The organism is Streptomyces sp. NPDC048349 (assembly GCF_040651925.1).
Lineage (GTDB): Bacteria > Actinomycetota > Actinomycetes > Streptomycetales > Streptomycetaceae > Streptomyces.
Genome location: NZ_JBEZLA010000033.1, coordinates 56618 through 81587, shown reverse-complemented (window position 1 = coordinate 81587; position 24970 = coordinate 56618). Strand labels below are relative to the sequence as shown.

The 24970-nt window shown below is 72.7% G+C and carries 24 protein-coding genes; 12 read left to right on the top strand and 12 right to left on the bottom strand.

The features are described from left to right. Positions 1–162: 162 nt before the first annotated feature. Entirely contained in the window at positions 163–1443 is a 1281-nt protein-coding gene (locus AB0D44_RS19485) for an extracellular solute-binding protein (RefSeq protein WP_362592218.1), read from the bottom strand. A gap of 348 nt (positions 1444–1791) precedes the next feature. Here AB0D44_RS19485 and AB0D44_RS19480 point away from each other — a divergent pair, with 348 nt between their 5' ends. Beyond that, the gene (locus AB0D44_RS19480) at positions 1792–3000 is read left to right on the top strand and encodes a M20 family metallopeptidase (RefSeq protein ID WP_362592215.1); all 1209 of its coding nucleotides are present in this window, start codon (positions 1792–1794) and stop codon (positions 2998–3000) included. A 65-nt stretch (positions 3001–3065) separates the two neighbouring features. After that, entirely contained in the window at positions 3066–3533 is a 468-nt protein-coding gene (locus tag AB0D44_RS19475) for a hypothetical protein (protein WP_362592214.1), read from the top strand. Positions 3534–3563: 30 nt separating this feature from the next. Here AB0D44_RS19475 and AB0D44_RS19470 read toward each other — a convergent pair whose 3' ends face one another. From AB0D44_RS19470 to AB0D44_RS19440, 7 genes are all read right to left on the bottom strand, one after another. Continuing rightward, positions 3564–4289, bottom strand: coding sequence for a hypothetical protein (locus AB0D44_RS19470; RefSeq protein WP_362592211.1), 726 nt, complete (start codon positions 4287–4289; stop codon positions 3564–3566). A gap of 352 nt (positions 4290–4641) precedes the next feature. After that, on the bottom strand, positions 4642–5199 hold the full coding sequence (locus AB0D44_RS19465) for a histidine phosphatase family protein (RefSeq protein ID WP_362592208.1): 558 nt from the start codon (positions 5197–5199) through the stop codon (positions 4642–4644). A 173-nt stretch (positions 5200–5372) separates the two neighbouring features. Continuing rightward, the gene (locus AB0D44_RS19460; RefSeq protein WP_362592206.1) at positions 5373–5627 is read right to left on the bottom strand and encodes a hypothetical protein; all 255 of its coding nucleotides are present in this window, start codon (positions 5625–5627) and stop codon (positions 5373–5375) included. Continuing rightward, positions 5624–6496, bottom strand: a complete 873-nt coding sequence (locus AB0D44_RS19455) for an isocitrate lyase/PEP mutase family protein (RefSeq protein ID WP_362592204.1) — start codon at positions 6494–6496, stop codon at positions 5624–5626. Before AB0D44_RS19455 ends, AB0D44_RS19460 begins: the two co-directional genes overlap by 4 nt. Positions 6497–6830: 334 nt before the next feature. Next, the gene (locus AB0D44_RS19450; protein ID WP_362592201.1) at positions 6831–7880 is read right to left on the bottom strand and encodes a serine hydrolase domain-containing protein; all 1050 of its coding nucleotides are present in this window, start codon (positions 7878–7880) and stop codon (positions 6831–6833) included. Positions 7881–8037: 157 nt separating this feature from the next. Continuing rightward, complete coding sequence (locus AB0D44_RS19445) at positions 8038–10461, bottom strand: SpoIIE family protein phosphatase (protein WP_362592198.1); 2424 nt, start codon at positions 10459–10461, stop codon at positions 8038–8040. Next, on the bottom strand, positions 10458–14480 hold the full coding sequence (locus AB0D44_RS19440; RefSeq protein ID WP_362592195.1) for a HAMP domain-containing protein: 4023 nt from the start codon (positions 14478–14480) through the stop codon (positions 10458–10460). The genes AB0D44_RS19445 and AB0D44_RS19440 overlap by 4 nt, the downstream gene beginning before the upstream one ends. Before the next feature lie 203 nt (positions 14481–14683). Between AB0D44_RS19440 and AB0D44_RS19435 the strand changes: the two genes are divergently transcribed. Next, the gene (locus AB0D44_RS19435; RefSeq protein WP_362592192.1) at positions 14684–15181 is read left to right on the top strand and encodes an ATP-binding protein; all 498 of its coding nucleotides are present in this window, start codon (positions 14684–14686) and stop codon (positions 15179–15181) included. A 27-nt stretch (positions 15182–15208) separates the two neighbouring features. Here the strand turns inward: AB0D44_RS19435 and AB0D44_RS19430 are convergent, their stop codons facing one another. Next, positions 15209–15556, bottom strand: coding sequence for an STAS domain-containing protein (locus tag AB0D44_RS19430; protein WP_362592190.1), 348 nt, complete (start codon positions 15554–15556; stop codon positions 15209–15211). A gap of 352 nt (positions 15557–15908) precedes the next feature. Between AB0D44_RS19430 and AB0D44_RS19425 the strand changes: the two genes are divergently transcribed. The 9 genes from AB0D44_RS19425 (at position 15909) to AB0D44_RS19385 (ending at position 23567) form a co-directional block, all read left to right on the top strand. After that, positions 15909–16706, top strand: a complete 798-nt coding sequence (locus AB0D44_RS19425) for a SigB/SigF/SigG family RNA polymerase sigma factor (RefSeq protein WP_362592236.1) — start codon at positions 15909–15911, stop codon at positions 16704–16706. 8 nt (positions 16707–16714) lie between these two features. Continuing rightward, positions 16715–17179, top strand: a complete 465-nt coding sequence (locus tag AB0D44_RS19420) for an STAS domain-containing protein (protein WP_362592188.1) — start codon at positions 16715–16717, stop codon at positions 17177–17179. Further along, entirely contained in the window at positions 17176–18129 is a 954-nt protein-coding gene (locus AB0D44_RS19415; protein ID WP_362592185.1) for a sensor histidine kinase, read from the top strand. The genes AB0D44_RS19420 and AB0D44_RS19415 overlap by 4 nt, the downstream gene beginning before the upstream one ends. 154 nt (positions 18130–18283) lie before the next feature. Continuing rightward, complete coding sequence (locus tag AB0D44_RS19410; RefSeq protein WP_362592183.1) at positions 18284–18748, top strand: ATP-binding protein; 465 nt, start codon at positions 18284–18286, stop codon at positions 18746–18748. A 108-nt stretch (positions 18749–18856) separates the two neighbouring features. Beyond that, the gene (locus AB0D44_RS19405; RefSeq protein WP_362592181.1) at positions 18857–18979 is read left to right on the top strand and encodes a hypothetical protein; all 123 of its coding nucleotides are present in this window, start codon (positions 18857–18859) and stop codon (positions 18977–18979) included. Positions 18980–19047: 68 nt separating this feature from the next. Continuing rightward, positions 19048–20427, top strand: coding sequence for an NAD(P)/FAD-dependent oxidoreductase (locus AB0D44_RS19400; protein WP_362592179.1), 1380 nt, complete (start codon positions 19048–19050; stop codon positions 20425–20427). A 112-nt stretch (positions 20428–20539) separates the two neighbouring features. Then, a complete protein-coding gene (locus tag AB0D44_RS19395; RefSeq protein ID WP_362592176.1) occupies positions 20540–21415 on the top strand; it encodes a YihY/virulence factor BrkB family protein in 876 nt (291 codons plus the stop codon). A 117-nt stretch (positions 21416–21532) separates the two neighbouring features. After that, positions 21533–21985 carry an SRPBCC family protein gene (locus tag AB0D44_RS19390; protein ID WP_362592173.1) on the top strand — a complete coding sequence of 151 codons (453 nt, stop codon included), beginning with the start codon at positions 21533–21535 and terminating at the stop codon, positions 21983–21985. Beyond that, positions 21978–23567, top strand: a complete 1590-nt coding sequence (locus AB0D44_RS19385) for an NAD(P)/FAD-dependent oxidoreductase (protein WP_362592170.1) — start codon at positions 21978–21980, stop codon at positions 23565–23567. Before AB0D44_RS19390 ends, AB0D44_RS19385 begins: the two co-directional genes overlap by 8 nt. 156 nt (positions 23568–23723) lie before the next feature. On the opposite strand, the gene AB0D44_RS19380 is transcribed toward AB0D44_RS19385, so the two are convergent. The 3 genes from AB0D44_RS19380 to AB0D44_RS19370 are packed head-to-tail and all read right to left on the bottom strand — an operon-like array spanning position 23724 to position 24945. Further along, a complete protein-coding gene (locus AB0D44_RS19380; protein ID WP_362592168.1) occupies positions 23724–23957 on the bottom strand; it encodes a hypothetical protein in 234 nt (77 codons plus the stop codon). Between the two features lie 53 nt (positions 23958–24010). After that, positions 24011–24544: a DUF6328 family protein gene (locus tag AB0D44_RS19375; protein WP_362592165.1), complete on the bottom strand. Its 534-nt coding sequence runs from the start codon at positions 24542–24544 to the stop codon at positions 24011–24013. After that, complete coding sequence (locus AB0D44_RS19370; protein WP_362592163.1) at positions 24541–24945, bottom strand: hypothetical protein; 405 nt, start codon at positions 24943–24945, stop codon at positions 24541–24543. Before AB0D44_RS19370 ends, AB0D44_RS19375 begins: the two co-directional genes overlap by 4 nt. Positions 24946–24970: the final 25 nt, after the last annotated feature.

The window sequence follows — 24970 nt, the reverse complement described above, 5'->3', positions numbered from 1 at the left end:
CGGCGTCGTGCTCGGCCTGCTGGTCGTTCTGGCCCGCCCGGTGTTCATTCCGCTGTTCACCAGCGATCCGGCGGTCGGCCCATAGCGACCCGCGCGGTGGCGCCGGCCGGTCCCGGCCGCTCCCGGCCGCTCCCGCGTCGGCGGATCGGCGAGCTGCCGCCGTCAGCTCTTCGCGCCGGCGTCGGCGGCTTTGGCGGCGATGTCCTGCAGAACGGCCTGCGGGTCTCCGCCCGGTTCCACGGCACGCCCGATGTTGCGCTTGATGGTGTCGCTGACCGCCATCCAGGACGGGTCGTTCACCGGATAGAGCTGTGCACCGCGCAGCGCGGTCAGGAACTGCTCGTCGTTCTTGTCGAGGCCGCCGCCGGCCGGGGTGCGCGCGGCGGAGACGGTGGACGGCAGCAGGTGGTAGCGGTTGGCGAAGTCGGACAGGTTCTTGTCCTGGTAGACGAAGTCCAGGAACGCCCCGATCTCGGCGCGGTTGCCGTTCTGCTTGAAGGCCATCATCCAGTCGGCCACGCCCACGGTCGGGGGCACGTCTTCGGCGCCGAGCGTGTCCGAGACCGGCATGGAGACGGTGCCGACGGTGATGCCCTTGGCGGCCGCTTCATGGGCGAGCGAGGGGTAGCCGTTGAGCATGCCGACCTCGCCGCGCAGGAACGCGGCGAAGGCGTCGGCGCGGTTCAGCTGGGACGGCTGGGTGGGACCGGTGTAGCCGGGGGTGACCAGGTTGTCCTTGACCCAGCGCCAGGTCTCGATGTTGCGATCGGAGGCCAGGCTGTAGTTGCCGCTGCTGTCGGCGTAGCCGCCGCCGTTGCTCAGCTCCCAGATCATCGCCTCCGCGTGCGCCTCCTCCGGGCCCAGCGGCAGGGCGTAGGGGAACTTCACGCCCTTGTCCTTGAGCGCCTTCGCGGCGGACTTGAGCTGGGACCATGTCTTGGGAGCGCTGACGCCCGCCTTGGTGAACAGCGCCTCGTTGTAGAACAGCAGGCGGCTGCTCGCCACGAAGGGCAGACCGTAGAGGCTGGTGCCGATGGTGCCCGCCTCGGCGAGCGGCTGGAGGAAGTTCGCCTCGGCGGCGACGGGCAGGAGTTCGTCCGCGGAGTAGAGCTTGCCCTGGGCCGCGAAGTCCGAGTAGGAGCCCATCAGCGCCATGTCCGGCGCCTTGCCGGCCTTGACCATGCGGGAGACCTCGCGGTCGATGTCGGCCCACGGCAGGAGCTTGACCTCGACCTTGATCCCGGGGTGCGCGGCGGTGAAGGCCGCCGTCACCTTGTCCCAAAAGGCTTTGGAACTGTTGGCCGGGGTGTCGCCGTACTCGGCGGCGACCAGGCGCAGCGTGCCGTCGTCCGCCCCGTCCTCGGAACTCCCACATCCGGACAGCGGTATCAACAGACCGAACACAACCGCGGTGGCGGCCGCGCCGAAAATCCTTCGTCGCACGGGCGTCTTCCCCTGATCTTCTGATCTTCAGATCTTTTGAATTTGGTCTTCTGGTCTTCTGGTCTTCTGGTCTTCTTCTGGATCTCGATACAGCTCATGTCACTCCGGGCCAGGGAGTGCCCCTCCAGGGCCCGTTGGCCGGGATTCTCTCCCGATCACGGAGCGTTTGATTCCGTTCGAGGGACATGTGTGGCCGATGATCCAATCGGGGATCTTCGCGCCGGTACGTTCCGACATACGATCCGCCCGTCGGACACGCGTAGACATGCCCGGAGCCCGCTTCCCGTCGCGGAACGCCCCCGGGCGCCATCGGCGTGGCGGCCCGGAATGCGGGGCAGGGATCGCCGTATGACCCGTTTCGAGGGGCTGCTCGCCGACGCGCACGCCGCCCTGCCCGGCATCCTGGCCCTGCGCCGGAGCATCCACCGCTTCCCCGAGCTGGGCACGCAACTGCCCCGCACCCAGCAGGCGGTCCTGGAGGCACTGGCCGGGCTCGGACTCGACCTGGCCACCGGCACCCGCCTGAGTTCGGTCACCGCCACCCTCGAAGGCGCCCGGCCCGGTCCGGCCGTCCTGCTGCGCGCCGACATGGACGCGCTGCCCGTGGACGAGGAGAGCGGTCTGGACTTCGCCTCCCAGGTGCCGGGGGCCATGCACGCCTGCGGGCACGACACCCACACGGCCATGCTGGTCGGGGCCGCCCGGCTGCTCGCGGCCCGGCGCGAACAACTGGCGGGCCGCGTCGTCTTCATGTTCCAGCCCGCGGAGGAATCCGGCGGCGGCGCCCGGCACATGATCGACGAGGGAGTACTGGAGACCCCCGACGGCAGCGGGGTCGCGGCCGCGTTCGCCCTGCATGTCACCACACGCTTCGACAGCGGCACCCTCCACCTGCGGCCGGGCCCGACGTTCGCCGCCTCCGACGGACTGCACGTGACCGTACGCGGCCGCGGCGGGCACGCCTCGGCACCGCACCGGGCGCTCGACCCCGTCCCCGTCGCCTGCGAGATCGTCCAGGCCCTGCAGTCGATGGTCACGCGGACCGTCGACCTCTTCGATCCGGCCGTGGTCACCGTCGCCTCGATCCACGCCGGTACGACCACCAACGTCATCCCCGAGACGGCCGAGATCCACGGCACCTTCCGCACCCTCTCCCCCGGCGCCCGGCAGCTGGTGCGCGACAACATCACCCGCGTCGCCCACCATGTCGCCGCCGCACACGGAGCCCACGCCGACGTCACGCTGACCGAGGGGTACCCGCCCGTCGTCAACGACGCCGCCCACACGGCGGCCCTCCACGACACCGCGGCCGAGCTCCTCGGGCCCGACCGGGTGCACCACCTGGGCGAGCCCCTCATGGGCGCCGAGGACTTCTCCTACGTCCTGCAGCGCGTGCCGGGCACGATGGCCTTCCTCGGGGCGCGCCCGCCCGGCATCCCGCCCGAACAAGCGCCCGACTGCCACTCCAACCGCGTCGTCTTCGACGAGGAAGCCCTGGCCACCGGGGCCGCCGTCCACACAGCCGCCGCCCTGCGGGCCTGCCGCCCGCCGCAGTAGGGGCGCACGTGCACGCGGCCCCACCACGGGGGCGTCAGCGGCCGCGGCCTGGGCACACGAGGTCCATGTCCGGCGAACACGCACGTCCCACGAGCGTCCTCTTCCGTTCCGCCCCCGAGACCAAGGCGCCTCTGCACAGGGCACGGCGCAGCCGCCGCGGCGGGCTGGGCAGGCGGCTGCGCCGCAGGCTCTTCGCGTACCGCGACGTCGAGTTCCTCTCCACCCACATCCCCGGCGACCCCGGCCCCGGCGAGGAGTGCCTGCTCCTGGTCCACGTCCGCAGGGTCGTCGGCCAGATCCACTACCGGGCCTGCGCCACCTGCGGCGAGGGAACGATCACCAGCATCGACATCGACGAAGACCTGCACTCCACAGGGCTGGGCACGCGGGCCGTGTCGCACCTGCGGTCCCGCCACCCCGGGCTCACCTGGCGCAGCACCCTGACCCTGCGCACCACCCGCGACCTGCTGCGCCGCATGCGCATCCCCACCTCCGCCGCCCTCACGACGTGTGCGCACACCCGCGCCCTGTGACAGGGGGACGGCCCCGCTGCGGGGCGGTGTTCAGGACGGGGCGTTCCAGGCGGTCATGAGCCCGTCCAGCCAGGCCGGCGGCAGCTCCGCGACGTCCCACTCCTCGCGCAGCTCCTGCGGCGCGGCGACGAGCCGTTCCAGCACGGCGACGCTCGTGGTGGAGTGGAGGAGCGAATAGCGGCCGTGCACCGTGGTGGCACTGCCCGGCCCGTATGCGGCGAACAGCCGCTCCAGCCGGGCCCGATGGACGGCGGCGAACTCGGTCAGCCGCCCGGCGTACCCCGCCCGCTGCCGGGGGGTCATCGTGCCGAGGACGGCGACGAGCACCTCCTCGGTCACCTCGGGGTCCAGCTCCGAAACCGCGGTGAACGACAAGTACAGCGGTGTGACGGCCACCCGCGCCCGTTCCACCTCCATGCGCCCGGCGCGAGGACGCTCCCCGGCCGGGGCCTGCCCGTCTTCCCCCACGACCCGTACGAGGGTCCGCTCGGCGAGGGCGCCGAGCCCCTCCAGGAGATCCCCGGCACCGTCGAGCCAACCGGATTCGTACGCCTCGCCCTTGTCCCCCGGTACGTTCCGGCCGCCGCTCAGCTCCTGGTGCGCGAGAGCCAGTGCACCGGCCTCCAGCAGCCCGATCAGGTGCCGCGCGTCAGCGGACGGGACACCCGCCCGGGCGAGGAGCTGCAGCAGCGTCGCCCTCGCGTTGTCCACGCTGACCTCGTCCGGCCACTGCCGTCCCTGATCGGCCGCCCTCATCGGTTCCTCCTCATCGCTCGGGTCATGCGGTGCGTGCAACGGATCGCTCCCTTCGACCGTCCAACGCCCGGCGGCCGGGCTGTGCTCCCGGCAGGCCGGACCGAACGGTCGGCACCGACCCACGCCACCGGCCGCCTCGCGCACCGGCCACCGGCATCCAATCAGCCGGGGACGCGACGTGGGGGCGCGGGCGGCGCACGGCATTGATCCGATCAACCCGCGGTCGACCACGACCGCCGGAGCCGCGACGAGATCGTCCACACGGCGCACGGGGTGAACTGCCCGGTTCGCGCCGGCGGGCAGGTGTGCGTGCGTCAGGGACGGGAGAGAGGGACGGCAGGCGCAGACGCCGTCAGCGCCGCGGTGACCAGAAGGCCGTCAGGTGGCCGGCGCCGGGAGTGAGGGTCTCCCAGCCGCCCGGCAGGTCCACCACCGCGACGCCCGCGGTCGGGAAGCCGTCCCTGAGTTTCTCCAGCAGCTTGCGCGGACCGGATCCGCACAGGGCCGAGGCCAGTTCGTGGAGGCCCGGGTTGTGGCCGACCAATACCACGCACCCCAGGCCTGCCGCACCCTCCGTCACCACGGTGGCCAGCACGTTCGGCTCGGCGTTGTAGAGGCGATCGTCGTACACGGCCGCGGGTGGCTCCGGCAGGGCCGGGGCCAGCAGCTGCCAGGTCTGGCGGGTCCTGCGCGCCGGGGAGCACAGGGTCAGGTCGGGCCGGTAGCCGGCCTCGGCCAGCCAGGCGCCCGTACGGGGTGCGTCGGCCCTCCCGCGGTCGCTGAGGGGACGCTCGACGTCCTCGATCAGGCCTTTCGGCACGGCTTTGGCATGCCGGACCACCAGCAGCCGGCACTCGGCAGCCGCGTCGGGGGGCGAAGACGTCGTGTGTGGCGCGGGGCCCGAGGGCATGTCCGTCTCCTTCGCCGCGGGGTGGGCATACACGGTCATGGTGCGGTGCGCCCGAGGGGTGCGCACCTGCAGGCTCCGGCCGCGGGCATCGCCCGCGCCCCTCCGTGGGCACGGGAAGGGCCGGACCGCTCCGGCGGCCCGGCCCTTCCCGTCACCGGTTCGCGGGGTCCGGCTCAGCCCCCGTCCTGCTCGGGATGCGCCACGCCGACGAGCAGGGCGAGCACGTCGACGGCGCCGCCGTCGTGATCGCTGCCCGCGGTTCCGCTCCCGCTCTGGACGTTGGCGGTCCGGTCGACCTCCACCACGGAGTCGAGGTGCGAGTTGTCGATGACGGTGATCAGGCTCCCGCTCGCGGCGGCCGGCGCCGCGCCACCGCCGAGGAAGGCGACCGCCAGACATGCGGCGGCCCGGATGCGTGCGCCGGTCACACGCCCACGCTCTCACGCGCTCCGGGGACGGGGTGGTGGCGCGTGATGTTCTTGGCCAGCAGCCGGGTGGACTCCCCGACTCCGACGTCCCCACCCCCTTCGGTCTCGGGCAGCCTCCCGTCGGCGAGCCTCAGTTCGGCCAGTGCCGTGTCCATGGCCTTGTGCGCGGCGAAGAGGCACGGCGTGCTGTAGATGGCCACGTCCACGCCGAGGTCGGTCAGCTCGCCGAGGGACAGACGGGGCGACTTGCCGCCGGCGATCTGGTTGAACAGGAGCGGCTTGCCGCCGACCGCCTCGCGGATCCGCTCGATCCACTCCACGCTGCGCACCCCGTCGACCAGGACGACGTCGGCGTCCGTCGCCGCCAGGGCCTGCGCCCGGTGGATGATGTCGGCCTCCTCCGTCGCGTCGGTGCGTGCGACGACGACCAGGTCCTTGCGGGTGGCCAGCACCATCTCCAGCTTTTCGAGGTACTCGGGCAGGGGCAGCACCTGCTTGCCGTCGGCGTGCCCGCACCGCCGCGGACGCTTCTGGTCCTCGAGGATGACGCCGGAGGCGCCCATCCGCTCCAGGCCTTCCACGACGTGGCAGGCCACCTCCGGGTCGACGTAGCCGTCGTCGATGTCGACGAGGAGGTGGTGCTGGGGGAAGGCTCCGCGCAGCCGCTGCACGAAGGCCACCATGTCGGGCCAGGCGATGAAGCCGATGTCGGGCAGTCCGTAGTACGAGGCTGCGAAGCCGAACCCGGACACGAACATTCCGTCGTAGTGCTGGGCGGCCACGGAGGCCGAGTACATGTCGTACACCCCGATCAGGGGGGTGGTGCCCGGCTTAGCGATCTGTTCCCGCAGCTTGTTCCCGTAAGTCATCGTTCGGTTCCTCCGAGGGGCGCGTCGGCACAGGGAAGGGCGAGAGCCGTCACGACACAACGGCTCTTTACCCAATGCAGATCTTTCCTTGGTGAACAGCAGAACGTTCGCTTGCGAAGGCTTTACTCACCCCAATGGCGCAGCCCTTTCACCGCAGAAACGTCACTGGCCGGGGCGGAGATGCCGCCGTCAGACGGCCGGGCGCGCGGGCACACGGGGATCGACATGGCCCCGGAGAGGTCCCTCCTGCGGACCGCAGTTCCTTGCCGTTGTCAGCGGCGTCCACGTCTTCACAGGGTCCCCCGTCTCGGCGTTTTGGATCTTGAAACCGAGTCTAGGAGGTCACCGCGTGCTCCGCCTGCAGGGTGCGCAGGAGGTCGAACGCAGGGCCGTCCACCGGGCGCTGGGTGTTGCCGAGGGCAATGACGGCGACCCCCTTCTCCGGGTCGAAGCCCACGAAGGAGGTGAAGCCCCCGGTGCCTCCGTTGTGCCAGATCTGGAGGTGGCCGCCCTGTCGGGGGTGGAGGCGGTGGGCCATCCAGCCGAGGTGCACCCGGGCGAAGGGGCTCGTACGGTGCTCGACCGTCCGGCACAGGCTGATCGCGTCGGCGAGCCCCTCCGGACCCCCGTCCAACTGGGCCCGTACGAAGGCCACCAGGTCGGTCGCGGTGGACCGCAGGCCGCCGGCTCCCGCCAGGTCGGCGAGGTGCCACGGTGCGGTGGGCCGTCCGCGGCGGGTGTGGCCCTCGGCGCAGCGTCCCGAGCGGGCGCCGTCCACCGTCACGAGGGTGTCGCTCATGCCCAAAGGGGCGCAGATCTCGCGGGTGATGAGCGTCTCGTACCCGACGCCGGCCCGGCGGGCGAGGGCCAGCCCCAGCAGCCCGGCGCCGAGGTTGGAGTAGCGGAACCGTTTTCCCGGTGTGGCCCCCAGGCGGGTCCCGGCCAGCCCGGACAGCAGGGCCCCTGCCGTGCAGCCGGCGTACGGATCCGGCTTCCACGGGCGCAGCAGAGCCTGCAGCAGCATGCCCCGGGGCAGCCGGGGCAGGCCGGAGGTGTGGGTGGCCAGGTGCTCCAGGGAGATCTGCCTGCCGTCCCGGGACGGTACGGCCGTCCCCTCGGGCAGCAGATCGCGCAGCGGCTCGTCCAGGGCCACCGTGCCGGCGGAGACCAGGCGCGCCAGGGCCAGGGCGGTGAACGACTTGGTCACCGAACCGATCTCGAACAGGGTGTCGGGGCCGGGGGTGCGGCTGTGCGCCGCGCCGGTGCTGCCGGCTCCCCGGATCTCCACGGCGTCGTGCGCCAGCGCGGCCACCACCACGCCGACGCGCTGCTCGGCCAGACGGTCCGCGGTCTGCTGGACGAGGGTTGCGAGTTCTTGTGCCATGAGGGACATCTTTGCGAGCTCGCGGGGTCAACCCGTGCGCCCTGATGATGATTTCCGGCCTGCGGCCCTGCGACCTGAGCAGTACGGCGACGGCCATCGGGCCATCGGGCCATCGGGCCATCGGGCCATCGGCCGGACGGTTGGCTCGACCGGACCCTCAGCCGACCTGGATGCCGATCACGCACGTGTCGTCGTCCGTGTCGGACCGGCTCTCGGCGAGGAGCCGGTCCAGTTGGCCGTCCAGATCCCCGGCGCTGGCGCCCGCGGCGTGCAGGAGGTGGCGGAGCGAGTCCTGCACCGAGGAGTCCCGCCGTTCCACCAGGCCGTCCGTGAACATCAGCAGCGTGTCGTCCGATTCGAGCTGCACCTCCCGTTCGACGTACGTGACGTCGGGCAGGGCTCCCAGGAGCAGGCCCTCGATGAGGGGGAACGCGTCGGCCTCGCCCCCGCGGACGAGTACGGGCGGCAGGTGGCCCGCGCGCGCCCAGCGCATCACCCTCGTGCTGGGGTCGAAGAGCCCGCACACGGCGGTGGCCGTCACGTGCTTGGCCAGGTGATGGGTGACCGTGTTCAGCCAGGACAGCAGCTGGGCGGGTCCGGCACCCGTCACGGCGAGGCCGCGCAGGGCGTTGCGGAGCACGACCATGCCGGTGGCCGCCTCGATGCCGTGGCCGGCGACGTCGCCCACGGACAGCAGGATCAGTCCGGAGGGCAGCACCACGGTGTCGTACCAGTCGCCGCCGACGAGCGATTCGGTCTCCGCGGGCCGGTAGCGGACGGCGACCCGCAGGCCCGGGGCCTCGATGGCCGGTGGCGTGGGCGGCATGATGGCGTGCTGGAGCTGGAGGGCCAGCCGGTTGCGTTCGGCGGACTCGGCCTCGGTGTGGGCGAGCTGGTCCCTGGTCGCGGCCAGCGCCACCTCGGTCCAGTGCTGGGCGGAGATGTCCTGGTAGGCGCCGCGCACGGCGTACAGGCGCTGGTTGGCGTCGAGGACGGGCTCGGCGACGACCCGGATGTGGCGGGTGATGCCGTCGGGCCGCCGGAGGCGGAGATTGACCGAGGCGGGACGCCGGTGGCGGAGCACCGCCCGCAGGAAGCGGCCGAGGGCGGCGGAGTCGTCCGGGTGGGCGTAGCCGGGCAGTTCCTGCAGCCGTACCGGGGGCGCGGTGGCCGGGAGCCCGTGGAGCGCGTAGAGCTGCGCGTTCCAGGTGGTCTCTCCGGTGGCGAGGTTCTCCTCGAAACCGCCGATCCGGCCCAGTCGCTGGGCGTGCTGCAGCAGGTTGGCCAGCCGGGCCGTCTCGTCCTCGATCCGCCAGATCAGCAGGACGGCGGCGCCGTGGCGGCTGACGCTGATGTCCGCGACCGAGGTGAGCGGAATCTGGTCGACGAGGGCGGTCAGACTCATGCGTTCGGCCCGGAAGGGCTCGCCCGTCGCGTGCACGCGCTCGATGATGTCGAACAGCCCGCTCTCGCCCGCGGCCGTCGGATAGGCCTCCAGGAGCAGCGCACCGTTGACGTCACCGCGCGGCCGTCCCACCGGGTCGACGAACCGGCTGCCGGCGTGCCGGATCCGGAAGTCGACGAGCCGGCCCCCGGGGTCGAGGACGGGGGTGAGCACCACGGCGGGGTCCTGCAGTCCCTCGGCGAGGTCGATGAGCTCCACGACGTCCGGGAGCACCGCGTCGCCGCCCGCGACGTCGCACGGGGGCGAGGCGTCCATGGTGCGCGCACACAGCTCGGCGAGGGCCTCGACCTGGCGCTCGATCTGCGGCGGCTGGGGCGCCAAGGTGTGCGGCCAGCAGATTTCCAGGACCCCGTGGATCCGTCCGCCCGTTCCCGTGGGTGCGGCCATCCGGCCGCCGTCGGGCCACTGGAGATGGCCGATCGAGGGCAGCCCTTCGCGTTTGAGGCCGGCGAGGGTGACCAGCCGCCGCTCCCTCAGGGCCAGACGGGCAACGGTGGAGACGCCCGGGGGGACGTGGCGCCAGCGGGCGGCCTCGCCGGGGCGGAACCCTGCGTGGCCGGCGAGGGCCAGCGACCCGTCGGACACCGCGGTCCACACGGCCACGGCGACGGCTCCCAGGGGGCGCAGGGCGTTCGTCAGGAGGGACTCGGCCACCGCCTGGGTGTCGGCGGCGGCGGCCAGCATGCCGCTCTCGGCGGTGCGCAGCCGGACGGACAGTGCGGAGTGCCGCTCGGCCGGGTGGTCGGCCGTTCCGGTGCGCTCGACGAATTCGGCGGCGATCTCGCTGACGTGGTCGCGCGACGCCTGGTTGACGATGTCGGCGGCGAGTTCGAGGAGGGTCATCCCGCTGTCGCGGCACAGCACGTCGAGCTGCCGTGCGGCCGCGGCCGGGGTGCAGTGCAGTTGCCCGATCAGGATGCCCTTGGCCAGTTCGACCAGGGCTCGGCCGTCGGCCGCGGCCTGTGCCTCCAGCACCTCCCGGCGCAGCCGTTCGACGGTGGCGACGAGGCGCCCCATCGGGGTCGGAGCCTGGTGCGGGATGGCGCGGGCGGCCTGGTCGGTGGCCGTCACCCGCTGCGGGGGCCCGGCGTCGTGCCGTTGCGTGTCCCCGCTCATCGCGTGAGCCAGTGCCGGACGCGGGCGATGAGGTCGTCGGCGTCCACCGGCTTGGTCACGTAGTCGCTGGCGCCCGCGGCGAGGCTCTTCTCCCGGTCCCCGGGCATGGCCTTGGCGGTGACCGCGATGATGGGCAGGTCCGCGTACGCCGGCATCCGCCGGATCTCGGCGGTGGCGGCGTAGCCGTCCAGTTCGGGCATCATCACGTCCATCAGGATCAGGTCGACACCCGTGTTGTGGGTGAGGGCGTCGATGCCCTTGCGTCCGTCCTCGGCGTGGAGCACGCGCATGCCGTGCAGTTCCAGGACCCCGCTGAGGGCGAACAGGTTGCGGGCGTCGTCGTCGACGACGAGGACGGTGCGTCCGGCCAGGTCGCCGTCGAACACCGGCGCGGCCTGCTGCCCGTGCGTGACGCCGAAGACGGGGGGCAGCACGTCCCCCGGCTGCTCGGCGGACAGGTGGAGCGCGATGCGTTCGCGCAGCTCGTCCAGGCTGGAGAGCAGTTCGACGTGGCGTGATGCGGACCGCCGGCGCAGGGCCTCCTCCTGACCGGTTCTGACGCGGGGGTTGTTGTGGGCGAGGACGGGGAGCGAGGACAGGGCCGGGTCCCCGTCGAGCGCGTCGAGGAACTCCAGCGCTTCGCCGTCGGGCATGTCCAGTTCCAGGACGACGCAGTGGAAGGGGTCCGATGCCAGCGCGGCGGCGGCCTCCCTCGAGCTCGTGGCGTTGACCACCTGGATACCTCCGCGCGCACCCGTCACCTCGTGGCGGGGGGCGAAGTCCCGGGCGGCGCTCTCGGCGACGAGGGAGAGCAGGCCGTTCGGCCGTTCCTCGATCACCAGCAGGCGGCGGGCCCTCCGCTGCGCCGGGAGCGCCGGGGCGTCCTGACGGCCCGGGCCGGCCGCTCCGGACGCGGTGTCGGCCGCGAGCGCGGCGGGGTCGTCGGGGTGGGGGGCGGTGTCCTCGTAGTCCGCGCGGCTGACCGGCAGGTAGAGGGTGAAGGTACTGCCCTGGCCGGGCGTGCTCTCCGCGACGACGGCCCCGCCGAGGAGCTGGGCGATCTCGCGGCTGATGGAGAGCCCGAGGCCGGTGCCGCCGTACTTGCGGCTGGTGGTGCCGTCGGCCTGCTGGAAGGCCCCGAAGACGGCCTCCAGCTGCTGCTCGGGGATGCCGATGCCCGTGTCCCGCACACGGAAGGCCAGGATGGGCCCGCGCCGGGGAAGCCCGGCGGGGATTTCGGGGGCCGTCGCGGGTTCGATGCGCAGCTCGACGCCGCCGCGTTCGGTGAACTTGACGGCGTTGGACAGCAGGTTGCGCAGGATCTGGCGCAGCCGCGAGTCGTCGGTGAACAGGTCGTCGGGGGCGCCGGGTGCCGTGGTGACGGTGAAGTCGAGGCTCTTTTGCGTGGTCATCGGCCGGAAGGTGGCGTCGACGTACTCGAGCAGCTGCGGCAGGTGCACCCGCTCGGGATTGATGTCCATCTTGCCGGCCTCGACCTTCGACAGGTCGAGGATGTCGTTGATCAGCTGGAGCAGGTCCGAGCCGGCCGAGTGGATGATGCCCGCGTACTCGACCTGCTTGGGGGTGAGGTTGCGGGCCGGGTTCTGGGCGAGCAGCTGGGCGAGGATGAGAAGGCTGTTGAGCGGGGTGCGCAGCTCATGGCTCATGTTGGCCAGGAACTCCGACTTGTAGGTGGAGGCCAGCGACAACTGCTGCGCCCTGGTCTCCAGTTCCTGCCGGGCCTGCTCGATCTCCAGGTTCTTGGCCTCGATGTCGCTGTTCTGGCTGGCCAGGAGGGCGGCCTTCTCCTCCAGCTCCGCGTTGGAGCGCTGGAGTTCCTCCTGCTGGACCTGGAGTTCCTCCGAGCGCGCCTGGAGTTCTCCGGTCAGCCGCTGGGACTCGCCGAGGAGTTCGTCGGTCCGGGCGTTGGCGACGATCGTGTTGACGTTGGCGCCGATGGTCTCCATCAACTGGGCGAGGAAGTCCCGGTGGACGGGGGTGAAGGCACTGAACGAGGCGAGTTCGATCACGCCCAGGGCCTGGTCGTCCACGACGATCGGCAGGATGATCAGGCTGCCGGGGCTGGTGTGGCCCAGGCCGGAGGAGATGACGTAGTCGCCGGGGACCTGGTCGGTGGCGATGATCCGGTGGCTGCGGGCCGCCTGCCCGACGAGGGACTCGCCGAGGGCGAAGGTGGTGCCGACTTCGGTGTCCGCGGGACGTCCGTAGGAGCCGACGAGCGTGAGTACGGTGCCTCCGGGCCGGTCCTCGGCGAGGTAGAAGGCGCCGTACTGGGCGGCGACCAGCGGCGTCAGTTCGTCCATGACGAGTTCGGCGACGACGGCGAGGTCCCGGTGGCCCTGCATCAGGCCCGAGATGCGGGCCAGGTTGGACTTGAGCCAGTCCTGCTCCTGGTTGGCCCGGGTGCTCTCCCGCAGCGAACCGACCATGGAGTTGATGTTGTCCTTGAGTTCGGCGACCTCGCCGGAGGCGTCGACCGTGATCGAGCGGGTCAGGTCGCCCTCGGCGACCGCGCTGGCGACCTCGGCGATGGCCCGGACCTGGCGGGTCAGGTTGCCGGCCAGCTCGTTGACGTTCTCGGTCAGGCGCTTCCAGGTGCCCGAGACGCCCTCGACCTCGGCCTGGCCGCCGAGCCGGCCCTCGCTGCCGACCTCCCGGGCGACGCGGGTGACCTCGGCGGCGAAGGCGGAGAGCTGGTCGACCATCGTGTTGATGGTGGTCTTCAACTCCAGGATCTCGCCGCGCGCGTCCACGTCGATCTTCTTGGACAGGTCGCCGTTGGCGACGGCCGTCGTGACGAGGGCGATGTTGCGGACCTGGCCGGTGAGGTTGTTCGCCATGGAGTTGACGTTGTCGGTGAGGTCCTTCCAGGTGCCCGCCACGTTGGGGACGTGGGCCTGTCCGCCGAGCCGGCCCTCGGTGCCGACCTCGCGGGCCACCCGCGTGACCTCGTCGGCGAACGCGGAGAGCGTGTCGACCATCGTGTTGATGACCCCGGCCAGCGCGGCGACCTCGCCCTTCGCCTCCACCATGATCTTCTGCGAGAGGTCGCCGCGGGCGACGGCGGTGGCCACCTGGGCGATGGAGCGCACCTGGCCGGTCAGGTTGGAGGCCATCACGTTGACGTTGTCGGTGAGGTCCTTCCAGGTGCCGGAGACCCCCCGCACGGTGGCCTGACCACCCAGGTTGCCCTCGGTCCCCACCTCCCGGGCCACGCGCGTGACCTCGTCGGCGAACGCCGACAGCTGGTCGACCATCGTGTTGATGGTCTCCTTCAGCTCCAGGATCTCCCCGCGCGCGTCCACGCGGATCTTCTGCGTCAGGTCACCCTGGGCCACGGCGGTGGTGACCTCGGCGATCGAGCGGACCTGGGCCGTGAGGTTGTCGGCCATGACGTTGACCGATTCCGTCAGGTCCTTCCACGTACCGGAGACGCCCTTGACGTCCGCCTGACCGCCGAGGCGGCCCTCGGTGCCGACCTCGCGGGCCACGCGCGTCACCTCCCCGGCGAATCCGGAGAGCTGGTCGACCATCGTATTGATGGTCTCCTTCAGCTCCAGGATCTCCCCGCGCGCGGTGACGGTGATCTTCTGCGAGAGGTCGCCCTTGGCCACGGCGGTCGCGACCTGCGCGATGGAGCGCACCTGGGCCGTGAGGTTTCCGGCCATGAAATTGACCGAATCCGTGAGGTCCAGCCAGGCGCCTCCGACGCCCGGCACGTCGGCCTGGCCGCCGAGCGTCCCCTCGGTGCCCACTTCGCGGGCCACGCGCGTCACCTCGGAGGTGAACAGCGACAGCTGGTCGGCCATCCCGTTGAACACGGTGGCGATCTCGCCGAGCAGCCCGTCGGCCGTGTCCGGCAGCCGGGTACGGAAATCCCCGTCCCGCACGGCCGTCAGGCCGGCCAGCAGCAGGCGCAGCTCCGACTCGCCGATCCCTCCCCCGCCCGGAGGCACCGAGGATCTGCTCGGTGACTCCGTGCCCGTCCGCTCAGCCATCTGCCAACCTCACTCTAGACAACGACCGCGCCGGCGCGCGGGACAGGAACGGCGCGCGAGCACACCGGATACCCCGGGCCCGGCCGAGGGCTTCCGGTTGCGCCGCACACCCGGCCGATGAAGGCTAACGCCGCCGAAGGGACCTTAGGACACGGCGATCACTCTGAAGCACCGCTTCCGGGGAGTGCTGCGCAAGTTACGGGGTGCTTGCGCGAACAGCGGGTAGACGAACCGGTGAGAAACACCACATCGGACGAAGTGGGGTGAGGACATTGGCAGTCAAGGCAGTGGGCTGGGCACGCTCGTTTCCGGTCGCGAGGGGCGTGCGGGCAGCACGGCAGTGGACTGCCGGGCACCTGGCGTCATTGCCCTGGAACAACTGGGCCGCGGACACGGCGCATTCCGTGCTCCTCAGCGTCTCCGAGCTCGTCACGAACGCCCATGTGCACGCGGCGGGCACCGCGCACATCGTGCTGACGTGGGACGGCACGTGCCTCCATCTGAGCGTGGCCGACTCCGACCCCCAGCTCCCCGCCCCGCGGGAGGCCGACGCCGACGCCGATACGGGCGCCACGTCAGGGCGGGGGCTGGGAATCGTCACCACACTGGCCGATTCCTGGGACGTCCACGCGTGCCACAGCGGCAAGGCGATCACGGCGTGCTTCTGCCCCCGCCCCGGACCCGGTCCCCATACCGACTGACCGACCGCCCGGGGCCGGGCCCGCCGGTCAGGACGCGGCGAGGGCGTCCTCGACGTCCGGGTACAGCGAGAGGACCGTATCGGCGCCCGTGAGGGCGAAAAGACGGCGCAGCTGGTCGCCCGGGGCGGCGATGCGCAGTGTGGTGAGGTGGTGCATCCGCAGCAGCAGGTTCAGGAACGACGAGTCGCCGAAGGTGATGGAGCCGGCGTCCAGCACCACCAGCCGGTGTGCGTCCGCCGCCGAGACGAGCGCCTCCTCGAGCGGGGCCAGCGTGTCCTGGTCGAGCTCCCCGCGCGCCGCCACCACCCACCCGGTTCCGGCCGGGTAGCTCTCTCCGACCACGCCATCGTGGTACGCGTCCCGTGCTCCGGTCATGTCCGCCTCCCCGGATCGTCACCTGTACGGCTTCCGCAAGGGAGTATGCCTGTTCATGGAGCCGGCGATGCCGCCCGGTCCGCGGTGTGCGCGCGCTCCGCGGCCGGCCCCGCCTGTCCGGCGGGGCGGAAACAAAAGAATTACGGTGGGGCCTGTGTAAGACCGCGAAGTCAGGGCATGAGCGCCCCGGCAGCCGTCAGTCAATCGGGAGGGAACGGCCACCATGTCTCGCTCGGCCACCGCCGTAAGCCCCATGCCTGCACACGACACGCAGATCCCGCCCGCGCCTGCCGGGACCGCAGGAGCCCCGGTCAAGGACGCGGGCGTGTTCCGGGTGGAGAACCCCCGGGAAATGGCGCCCGCCGACGCACGCGAGCTTTCGAAGGTCTTCTTCGCAAGGCTCCGCTCCCTGGAAGAGGGCACCCACGAGTACCAGTACGCCCGCAACACGCTGATCGAGATGAACCTCTCCCTCGTCCAGTTCGCGGCGCGTCGTTTCCGTACCCGCGCGCTGGGCGGAAGCCTGGACATGGACGACATCATCCAGGTGGGGACCATAGGCCTCATCAAGGCGATCGACCGCTACGACCCGGAGCGCGAGGTGGAGTTCTCCACCCTCGCCCTGCCGTACATCACCGGCGAGATCAAGCGGTACTTCCGCGACACCACCTGGGCCGTGCACGTCCCGCGCCGGCTGCAGGAGCTGCGTACCGAGCTCGCCAAGGCCCAGGAGGCCCTGACCGACGTCCTCGGCCGGGCCCCGACGGTCAAGGAGGTCGCCCAGCACCTCGAACTGACCGAGGAACAGGTCATCGACGGGCTGGTCGCCGCGAACGGCTACACGAGCGGCTCCCTGGACACCACCGGCGCCGAGGGCGACGAGCCGTCGACGCCCAACCGGACGACGCGTCCGCTGGCGGACCGGCTCGGTGAGGTCGACCCCGCGATGGAGCTCTTCGAGGACTTCCACACCCTCGCGCCCCTGCTGGAGCAGCTCGGCGAACGCGACCGGCTGATCCTGCAGTTGCGCTTCGGCGAGGAGAAGACGCAGGCGGAGATCGGCGCCGCGCTCGGCATCTCGCAGATGCAGGTCTCGCGTCTGCTGTCGCGGACCCTGACCCGGCTGCGCGCCGGAATGCTCTCGGCGTAGGCAGCGCGATGCCCTCCCCCGGCCGACACGACCGCTCCGTCCCGCCCGACGGCGCCCAGGCGCTCTACGACCACATGGTGTGGGCGGAGGCGGTCGTGCGGTGTGCCCCCGCGGGGGCGGACACCGGTACGGACACGGGGGCGGGCAGCGGGACGGGGCCGGCGCCCCTGCTGAGCGCCCAGCCGCTGCGCGACCGTCCCGGCGCCCTCCTGAGCGGCAGCTGCGACCTCGACACCCGGCCGATCCTCTGCGCGGCGCTCGGCGTCGTCACCCGGATCCCCGGGCCGGTCGTCCACCTCGATCTCTCCGACGTGGCCTTCCTCGACGCGGCGGCGGTCGCCGCGCTGTTGCAGGCCGCCGCCACCGTTACCGGACAGGGGCGCCGTCTGCTGCTCCACCACCCGCCGTACTCGCTCCGCAAGATCGTGGCGATGTTCCCGGACGAATGTGCCGCGCTGGAGGTCGCAGCATGATCAACCTTCCTGCGCCCACCGCCCCCGGGGCCTTCGTCCACCCCGCCCTCTTCTACCAGGGTCAGGGGCAGTACCTGGCAGGGGTGGGAGGGTTCGTGCGCGCCGCCCTGGAGGCCGACGAGCCGGTGCTCGTGGCCGTGCCCGGCCCGCGACTGGACGCCCTGCGCGAGAGCGTCGGCGCGGGCGCGGGCGAGGTCGCCTGGACGGACATGACGCAGCTGGGCCGCAATCCCGGCCGCATCCTCGCCTCCCTGCAGGATTTCGCCGACCGGCACGCCGGCCGGCCCGCCCGGATCGTGGGCGAGCCGATCTGGCCCGGCCGCTCGCAGGCCGAGGTGCTGGAGGCCACGCGCCACGAGGCCCTGATCAACACCGCCTTCGCCGGTCGCCGGGCCACCATCCTGTGCCCCTACGACGTCCTGGGCCTGCCGGCCTCGGTGGTGTCCGATGCCCGGCGCACGCATCCCACGCTGATGGAGAACGGCAAGGACCTGCTCAGCCCGGACTACGCCGACGCCTCGTCGGTCTGCGCCGACTGCGATCACCCCCTGCCCGAACCCGACGGCGGTGCGACCTCGCTCGACTACGCCCACGGGGACCTCGGCGAGGTGCGCGACCACGCCGACGCCTGGGCGCGCGGTACGGCCCTGAGCGCGGCGCGGCGCGGCGACCTGGTCCTCGCGCTCAGCGAGGCCGCCGCCAACTCCCTCGCCCACGGCGGCGGGACGGGTACGCTCCGGTTGTGGAGCTCCGCCACCGGTACCGGAATCGTGGCCGAGATCCGCGACGGCGGCCGCCTGGCCGACCCGCTGGCGGGCCGCCGCCGCCCCTCCCTGGCGTCGGTCAACGGCGGCCGGGGCCTGTGGATGATCCATCAGCTGTGCGACCTTGTCGAGATCCGCGCCTCGGACAGCGGCCTCATCCTGAGACTGCACATGGCCACCTCCTGAGGCCGCCGCTCCCCTAGACTGTCGCGGGCATACTGAGTGTCCGGGTTCCGGGGGGTGGGGACGGTCCAGGACACCGACCGCGAAGAGGCCGGCGGGAACCACAGCGGTTCCCGCGATCAGAGACCAGCGTCAACGGTGGGGGTGAGAGTTCACGGTGGAGACCATCGGAGCTGAAACCGGCGATTCACTGCGTTCCGCGCCCTCGGTGGCGGGGCAGCGCCGTCGGCTCGCCCTGTCCGGCGTCCGCGGCCACGTGGCGAAGGGCCGCGACTTCACGCGCCAGGCCCTGGAGGACTGGGGCTGGGACGGGGACGCGACCGCCGAGGACGTCCTGCTCCTCGTGTCCGAGCTGCTGACCAACGCCTCCCTGCACGCGGGTGGCTGCATCGAACTCGTCCTGACAGCCGGTGACGTCCTGCGCATCGAGGTCTTCGACGGCACGACGACACTGCCCCGCCGTCACCCGTCCCCGCAACGGGGCCTTCCCGGCGGCCACGGCCTGTACATCGTGGAGCGCCTCTCCGATCGCTGGGGCACCGTCACCCACGAGAACGGCAAGGCCGTCTGGGCCGAGGTCGAGGTGTCCCGGCTGATCTCGGGCAGGTCCACGGGCCTGTGACCCGGTGCGGGTCCGCTCCGACCCGCACCGAGGGCGCGCCCGACGGGCCACCCCGCGCCGGTGTCCGCGTACGGGAGCGTGAGCGGCAGACGGGGGCAGGCGACCGGTATGACCTCACATCCGCTCGTCTCGCAGGCCCTCGCTCCCGCGCCCGGCCCCGCCTGGTTCCACCTGGCCGTGATCGCCTTCGCCCTCCTCGTCCTCGTGCACTCCCTGGCCCGGCACCGATAGGAATCCCCCCTCCGGGGCAGACGCGCGGGAGTCGATGGACTCAGCGGGCCCGGAAGGGGAGCAACACCATGACAGCGACGGTACGTCCGAGGATCCTCGTGGTGGGCGCCGGCTTCGCCGGTGTGGAGTGCGTACGCCGCCTCGAACGACGGCTCTCCCCCACCGAGGCGGAGATCACCCTCATCGCCCCCTCCTCGTTCCAGCTCTACCTGCCGCTGCTGCCACAGGTGGCCGCGGGGGTCCTGACCCCGCAGTCGATCGCCGTGTCCCTGCGCCGCAGCCGCCGGCACCGTACGCGCATCATTCCCGGAGGCGTCGTCGGCGTGGACACCCGGGCCAAGGTGTGCGTCGTACGGAAGATCTCGGGCGAGCTGACCGCGCAGGGCTACGACCACCTGGTCCTGGCCCCGGGCAGTGTCACGCGTTCCTTCGACATCCCCGGGCTCACCGAGCACGCCCGCGGTATGAAGACCCTTGCCGAGGCCGCCCATCTGCGCGACCACGTCATCGCCCAACTCGACCTCGCCGATGCCTGCGAGGACGAGGCGGAGCGCGCCTCACGGCTCTGCTTCATCGTCGTGGGCGGCGGCTACGCCGGCACCGAGACGGCCGCCTGCCTGCAGCGGCTCACCCACCACGCGGTCCGGCGCTACCCGCGCCTGGACCCGCGGCAGATCCGCTGGCACCTCGTGGACAAGGCACCGACCCTGATGCCCGAACTCGGCGCAAAACTCGGCGCGTCGGCCCTGGAGGTGCTGCGCCGACGCGGCATCGAGGTCTCGCTCGGCGTGTCCGTCGCCAAAGCCGGGCCGGACGAGGTGACGCTCACCGACGGCCGCGTCCTGAGCAGCCGCACGCTGATCTGGACCGCCGGGGTGACCGCCAGCCCGCTCATCGCCACGCTGGAGGCCGAAACCGACCACGGGCGGCTCGTGGTCGACCCCGACATGACGGTGCCCGCCCTTCCCGGGGTCCTCGCGCTCGGCGACGCGGCCGCGGTGCCCGACCTCGCCGCGGGGCGGGACGGGGCGGTGTGCCCGCCCACCGCCCAGCACGCGCAGCGGCAGGGCCGCAGGGCCGCCGACAACCTCATCGCAGCCCTGCGCCACCAGCCCCTCCAGCCCTATCGGCACAAGGACCTGGGGCTCGTGGTGGACCTGGGGGGACGCGACGCCGTCTCCAAGCCGCTGGGCATCGAGCTGCGCGGCATGCCCGCGCAGGCGGTGGCGCGGGGGTACCACTGGGCGGCCCTGCGCACCCATGTCGCCAGGACGAGGGTGCTGACGAACTGGGTCCTCAACGCGCTGGCGGGCGACGACTTCGTACGGACGGGCTTCCAGGCCTGGCGGCCGCCGGCCCTGCGGGGGTTCGAGCACACCGATGTGTACCTGACGCCCGAACAGGTCCGTGAGCACACGGCCTCGCTGAGGGCGGGACGGCTTCCGTAGGGTGCCCGTTGCCGCAGGCCCGTCCGGGACGGCCGAGGCGGGTTGCGACGGCGGCGGCCGGTCGCGGGCCCCGCGGGCGCATGCGTGCGGTCCAGTAGGGCACGCGCACGGGGTGACCGACATCCCCCGGACCGCATCACGCCGAGGCACCCGACCCGCCGCCGCCCTCGCCGAGCGCACCCGCGGCGAGCTGCGGCGCACGGCCGTCCGCATCTGGACCGACAACCTCGCGGACCACGCGGCGGCCCTGACCTACTACGCCGTGCTGGCCCTCCTGCCCGCGCTCGTCATCGCGGTCTCCCTCGTGGGGCTGGTGGGCGAGGTGACCCGGACCCGGCTGATCGCCCAGCTCACCTCGTACGCCCCGCCGCAGTCGGCGCAGGTGCTGCGCGACGCGCTGGCCGGCCTTTCGGCCGAGCAGTCGTCGATCTGGGCGCTGCTGATCAGCGGTGTACTGAGCGCGCTGTGGTCGGCGTGCAGCTACCTGGCGGTGTTCCGCCGGGCCCTGCACACGATGCACCGGGTGGCCGATACGCGGCCCCCGCTGCGGGCTGCGCACACTCTGGTCGTCAACGCCATCCTGCTGCTGGTCCTGCTCGTCGCCGGCGCCGTGGGACTGGTCGTGTCCGGGCCGCTGGCCCGCTGGGTCGCCCGGGCCGCCGGCGCGGGCAGCCCGGACGGCATCGCGCTCCTGCGCTGGCCCGTGCTGCTGGTGGTCGTCACCCTTCTGGTGCTGGTCCTCTTCCGTACCGGCCCGGCCCAGAGCCGGGGCACCCGGCGGGGCCTGCCCGGCGGCGTCCTGGCGGCCCTGCTCTGGCTGGCCGCCTCGGCGCTCTTCACGCTGTACACGGAGCTGGACACCTACGGCCGGCTCTACGGATCGCTGGCCGGCATCGTGGTCTTCGTCGTCTGGCTCTGGCTCGCCAACCTGGCCCTGCTCGCCGGGGCGCAGTTCAACGCCGAGCGGGCGCGGGAGCCCCGGCCGTGAGATGCGCGCCGGTGCGGGTGCACCCACCATGGCCATGAACCGTCGTCCCACCTCGGTCCAGGCCCGTCCGACGCGGCTGTGCCGCTTTCCGTCCGCCCCGGCAGGAGGACTCCCCGCATGGCCGTCCGCCATCAGTTGATCCGTCGTCCGCCGCACGCGGTGTGGGCGGTGCTCGCCGATCCGGCCCGGTACGGGGAGTGGGTGGTGGGGCCGTCGGAGTCCACGCCCCTCGACGACACCTGGCCGGAGGTCGGCTCCCGGCTGCGCTACACGGTGCGGCTGGGCCCCTGGTCGGTCGAGGGGATCACGACCGTCCGCCACCGGGAACCCGGCACGGAGTTGGAGCTGGAGGCCGCGTTCAAGGCGCTGGGCACCGCGAGGATCTACTTCCAGCTCCGGCCGTGGGGCGAGGAGACCCTCGTCGTCTGCGACGAGCACCCCCTGCGCGGCATCGGCGGCGCCCTCCATAACCCTGCGACCGAGGCGTTCCTCCAGCTCCGCCACCGCGGCATGCTGGCCCGCCTGGCACGGGTCGTGGAGCAGCAGCGCAGCGGGACCCTCCATGCCTGACGCGGTGGTGATCGGGGCGGGCCCCAACGGGCTGGTCGCCGCGAACGTCCTGGTCGACGCGGGATGGAGCGTGGAGGTCCTGGAGGCGCAGCCGGAGCCTGGAGGAGCCGTCCGCAGCGACCGGGGCGTCCACCCCGACTACGTCTCGGACCTCTTCAGCGCCTTCTACCCGCTCGCCGCCGCCTCCCCGGTCATCGCCCGTCTCGACCTCGCGGCCGAGGGCCTGCGGTGGAGCCACGCCCCCTCCGTCCTGGCCCACCCGCTGCGGGACGGCAGGTGCGCGGTGCTGGAGCGGCGCGTCGAGCAGACCGCGGCCGGGCTCGCGCAGTTCGCGGGGGCCGACGCGGATGCCTGGCGGGACATGTACGACGTGTGGTGCCGGGTCGGCCCGGCCCTGGTGCAAGGCCTGTTCACCCCGTTCCCCCCGGTCCGCTCCGGGCTCCGGCTGGCCGCCAGGCTCCGTACCGCGGGCGGGCTGCGGCTGGCCCGGAGCCTGACCCTGCCGGTGCGTCGCCTGGGCGAGGAGGAGTTCGCGGGCGAGGGCGGGCGGCTCCTGCTGGCCGGCAACGCCCTGCACGCCGACCTGGCCCCCGAGAGCGTGGGCAGCGGCGGCTTCGGCTGGCTGATGTCGATGCTCGGGCAGAGCCACGGCTTCCCGGTACCGGTCGGCGGGGCCGGCGCCCTGACCGCGGCGCTCGTGAGGCGTCTGCAGCGCCGGGGAGGCGTCGTGCGCTGTGGGGAACGCGTCGAGTCCGTGGTCGTGCGCGGCGGCGCGGCGGTGGCGGTCCGGACGGCCGGCGGGGAGAGCGTCGGCGCGCGGCGCGCCGTGCTGGCGGACGTGTCCGCACCGTCGCTGTACGGGGGGCTCGTGGCTGAGGAGCACCTTCCGTCCCGGCTCCTGCGGGACCTGGAAAGCTTCCAGTGGGACTTCGCGACGTTCAAGGTCGACTGGGCGCTGACCGGGCCGGTGCCGTGGTCCGCGCCGCAGGCCGCCGGGGCGGGGACGGTGCACCTGGCGGACGGCATGGACGGCCTGACCCGGTTCGCCGGCCAGATCGCCATGGGACAGGTGCCGGACGAGCCGTTCGTCCTGTTCGGGCAGATGACCACGGCGGACCCCAGCCGCTCACCGGCCGGCACGGAATCGGCGTGGGCCTACACCCACCTGCCGCAGCACATCACCTCGGACGCCGGGCCCGACCGCATCACCGGCCGCTGGGACCCGCGTGAACAGGAGGCGATGGCCGACCGCGTCGAGGCGCAGGTGGAGCGGTTCGCGCCCGGCTTCCGCGGGCTGATCGCCGCCCGGCGCATCCTGGCCCCCAGCACGCTCCAGGCCATGGACGAGAACCTCCACAACGGAGCCATCAACAACGGCACCGCCGCCCTGCACCAGCAGGTGGTCTTCCGTCCCACTCCCGGTACGGGCAGGCCCGAGACCCCCGTCAAGGGGCTCTACCTCGCCTCGGCGGCCGCCCACCCCGGCGGCGGCGTCCACGGTGCTCCCGGCGCGAACGCGGCTCGGGCCGCGCTGCGGGCCCACGGACTGCGCGGCCTCCTCCACCGCGCCCAGCGCGTCTGACCCGTGGGCGGGGTGGGGTGGGAGCGTCAGGGTCCTGCGCGGGGGGCGGACCGGGCGGCCCGCCCCGCCACGTTCGCCGCGTCCCGGAGGACGGGCGCCGCCGGCCGGCCGCCGCCGGTCAGCGTCCAGCGGCACCCGGACCGGTCCGCGCCGGGCTCAGTGCTTCGTACCGCCCGACTCCCGCCGGCCCTGCGGGTCGGGGCGGGCCTGCTCCTCGCGGCCGATGCCCGGGCGCTGGCGCTTGGCCTCGTGGCCCGCGGCATCCGTGTCGCCCGAACGGCCGACGACGGCGTCGTCCGCCTGCTGCCGGGCCTCACGGTCCCCGCTCTCGCCCACCGCCTCGGACGGGGTGGTGCGCGGGTGACGCCGGGACTTGTCCTGAGCCGTCATGTCGACCTCCTCGGGTGGTGCCGGTCTCCAGCGACTACCCCGCCACCTGCTCCTCAGACGGTTCGCCCGCCGTCGTTTCGGTTCCCGGTGTCGCGCACCCGCGCCCACAGGGGCAGCGCGAACCAGCACAGCAGGTACCAGGCCAGCACGCCTGCCACCAGCCACGGCACGAGGGCGTTGTGGGTGGCGACCCGCAGCACGAGGAAGAGGGCCGCGGTACAGGTGGCCAGCAGCAGGACGAGGCCCGTGAAGGTGAGGCGCGCGGCCCACGCGACCGCCTCGGGTTTGATGCGCCGGCCCGAGACGATGCGGTGGAAGGCGACCGGTCCGATGAGTGCGCCCGTCGCGAGCGAGCCCAGGACCACGGTCACGATGTAGATCGTCTTGTCGGTCGTCGCGAGCCCGTGGAAGGCGGGGGTGAAGGCGACCGTGAGCAGGAATCCGAAGAGGATCTGGACGCCGGTCTGGGCGACGCGGATCTCCTGGATGAGCTCCTGCCACTGCCGGTCCGCGCGTTCCTCGACGGTCTCGTCCCGCCCGTCCCCGCCGCCGCCCCGCGTGACGCCTCCCTGACCGGGTGCGTTCACTTCTGGAGCCGCGCTCGACGCGCCCGCCGGCTCCGCCGGGCGAGCAGGGCGAAAGCCACCGCCCCTGCGACCCCTGTCCACGCGGTGCGGCGGGTCCGGGCCGTGGTTCCGGACCGGCCGGCCGCCCCCCGTGCGGAGGCGAGGTGCGCCCGGACGGGGGTGGGGGTCTTGTCCTCCACCAGCCGCCCGACGTGTACGGCCGTGTCCCGTACCCGGCCGGCGACCCGCGCGGCCTGCGCCGTGACGGCGGCGGTCCTGCCGTGGGGCCGCTCAGCTGCGTCGGCCTTGGCGGCCAGCATGTCGACGATCCGCCCCAGCTCCACGCGGGCGTGGGCGATCTGCCGACGGAGCTCTGCCGGGGTGGGGAGGGACGTTCTGCCGCGTGACTGCGTCATCGTCATGAGGAGGCCTTTCCTTCCAGTCCTC

Excerpts from the sequence above, each read along its gene's own strand:
- AB0D44_RS19420 (WP_362592188.1), top strand. The coding sequence starts at position 16,715 with ATGCCCTCCCCCGGCCGACACGACCGCTCCGTCCCGCCCGACGGCGCC.
- AB0D44_RS19465 (WP_362592208.1), bottom strand. The coding sequence starts at position 5,199 with ATGCCCTCGGGCCCCGCGCCACACACGACGTCTTCGCCCCCCGACGCG.
- AB0D44_RS19480 (WP_362592215.1), top strand. The coding sequence starts at position 1,792 with ATGACCCGTTTCGAGGGGCTGCTCGCCGACGCGCACGCCGCCCTGCCC.
- AB0D44_RS19430 (WP_362592190.1), bottom strand. The coding sequence starts at position 15,556 with ATGACCGGAGCACGGGACGCGTACCACGATGGCGTGGTCGGAGAGAGC.
- AB0D44_RS19475 (WP_362592214.1), top strand. The coding sequence starts at position 3,066 with ATGTCCGGCGAACACGCACGTCCCACGAGCGTCCTCTTCCGTTCCGCC.
- AB0D44_RS19415 (WP_362592185.1), top strand. The coding sequence starts at position 17,176 with ATGATCAACCTTCCTGCGCCCACCGCCCCCGGGGCCTTCGTCCACCCC.
- AB0D44_RS19405 (WP_362592181.1), top strand. The coding sequence starts at position 18,857 with ATGACCTCACATCCGCTCGTCTCGCAGGCCCTCGCTCCCGCGCCCGGC.
- AB0D44_RS19370 (WP_362592163.1), bottom strand. The coding sequence starts at position 24,945 with ATGACGATGACGCAGTCACGCGGCAGAACGTCCCTCCCCACCCCGGCA.
- AB0D44_RS19385 (WP_362592170.1), top strand. The coding sequence starts at position 21,978 with ATGCCTGACGCGGTGGTGATCGGGGCGGGCCCCAACGGGCTGGTCGCC.
- AB0D44_RS19380 (WP_362592168.1), bottom strand. The coding sequence starts at position 23,957 with ATGACGGCTCAGGACAAGTCCCGGCGTCACCCGCGCACCACCCCGTCC.
- AB0D44_RS19440 (WP_362592195.1), bottom strand. The coding sequence starts at position 14,480 with ATGGCTGAGCGGACGGGCACGGAGTCACCGAGCAGATCCTCGGTGCCT.
- AB0D44_RS19455 (WP_362592204.1), bottom strand. The coding sequence starts at position 6,496 with ATGACTTACGGGAACAAGCTGCGGGAACAGATCGCTAAGCCGGGCACC.
- AB0D44_RS19400 (WP_362592179.1), top strand. The coding sequence starts at position 19,048 with ATGACAGCGACGGTACGTCCGAGGATCCTCGTGGTGGGCGCCGGCTTC.
- AB0D44_RS19470 (WP_362592211.1), bottom strand. The coding sequence starts at position 4,289 with ATGAGGGCGGCCGATCAGGGACGGCAGTGGCCGGACGAGGTCAGCGTG.
- AB0D44_RS19450 (WP_362592201.1), bottom strand. The coding sequence starts at position 7,880 with ATGGCACAAGAACTCGCAACCCTCGTCCAGCAGACCGCGGACCGTCTG.
- AB0D44_RS19390 (WP_362592173.1), top strand. The coding sequence starts at position 21,533 with ATGGCCGTCCGCCATCAGTTGATCCGTCGTCCGCCGCACGCGGTGTGG.
- AB0D44_RS19425 (WP_362592236.1), top strand. The coding sequence starts at position 15,909 with ATGGCGCCCGCCGACGCACGCGAGCTTTCGAAGGTCTTCTTCGCAAGG.
- AB0D44_RS19445 (WP_362592198.1), bottom strand. The coding sequence starts at position 10,461 with ATGAGCGGGGACACGCAACGGCACGACGCCGGGCCCCCGCAGCGGGTG.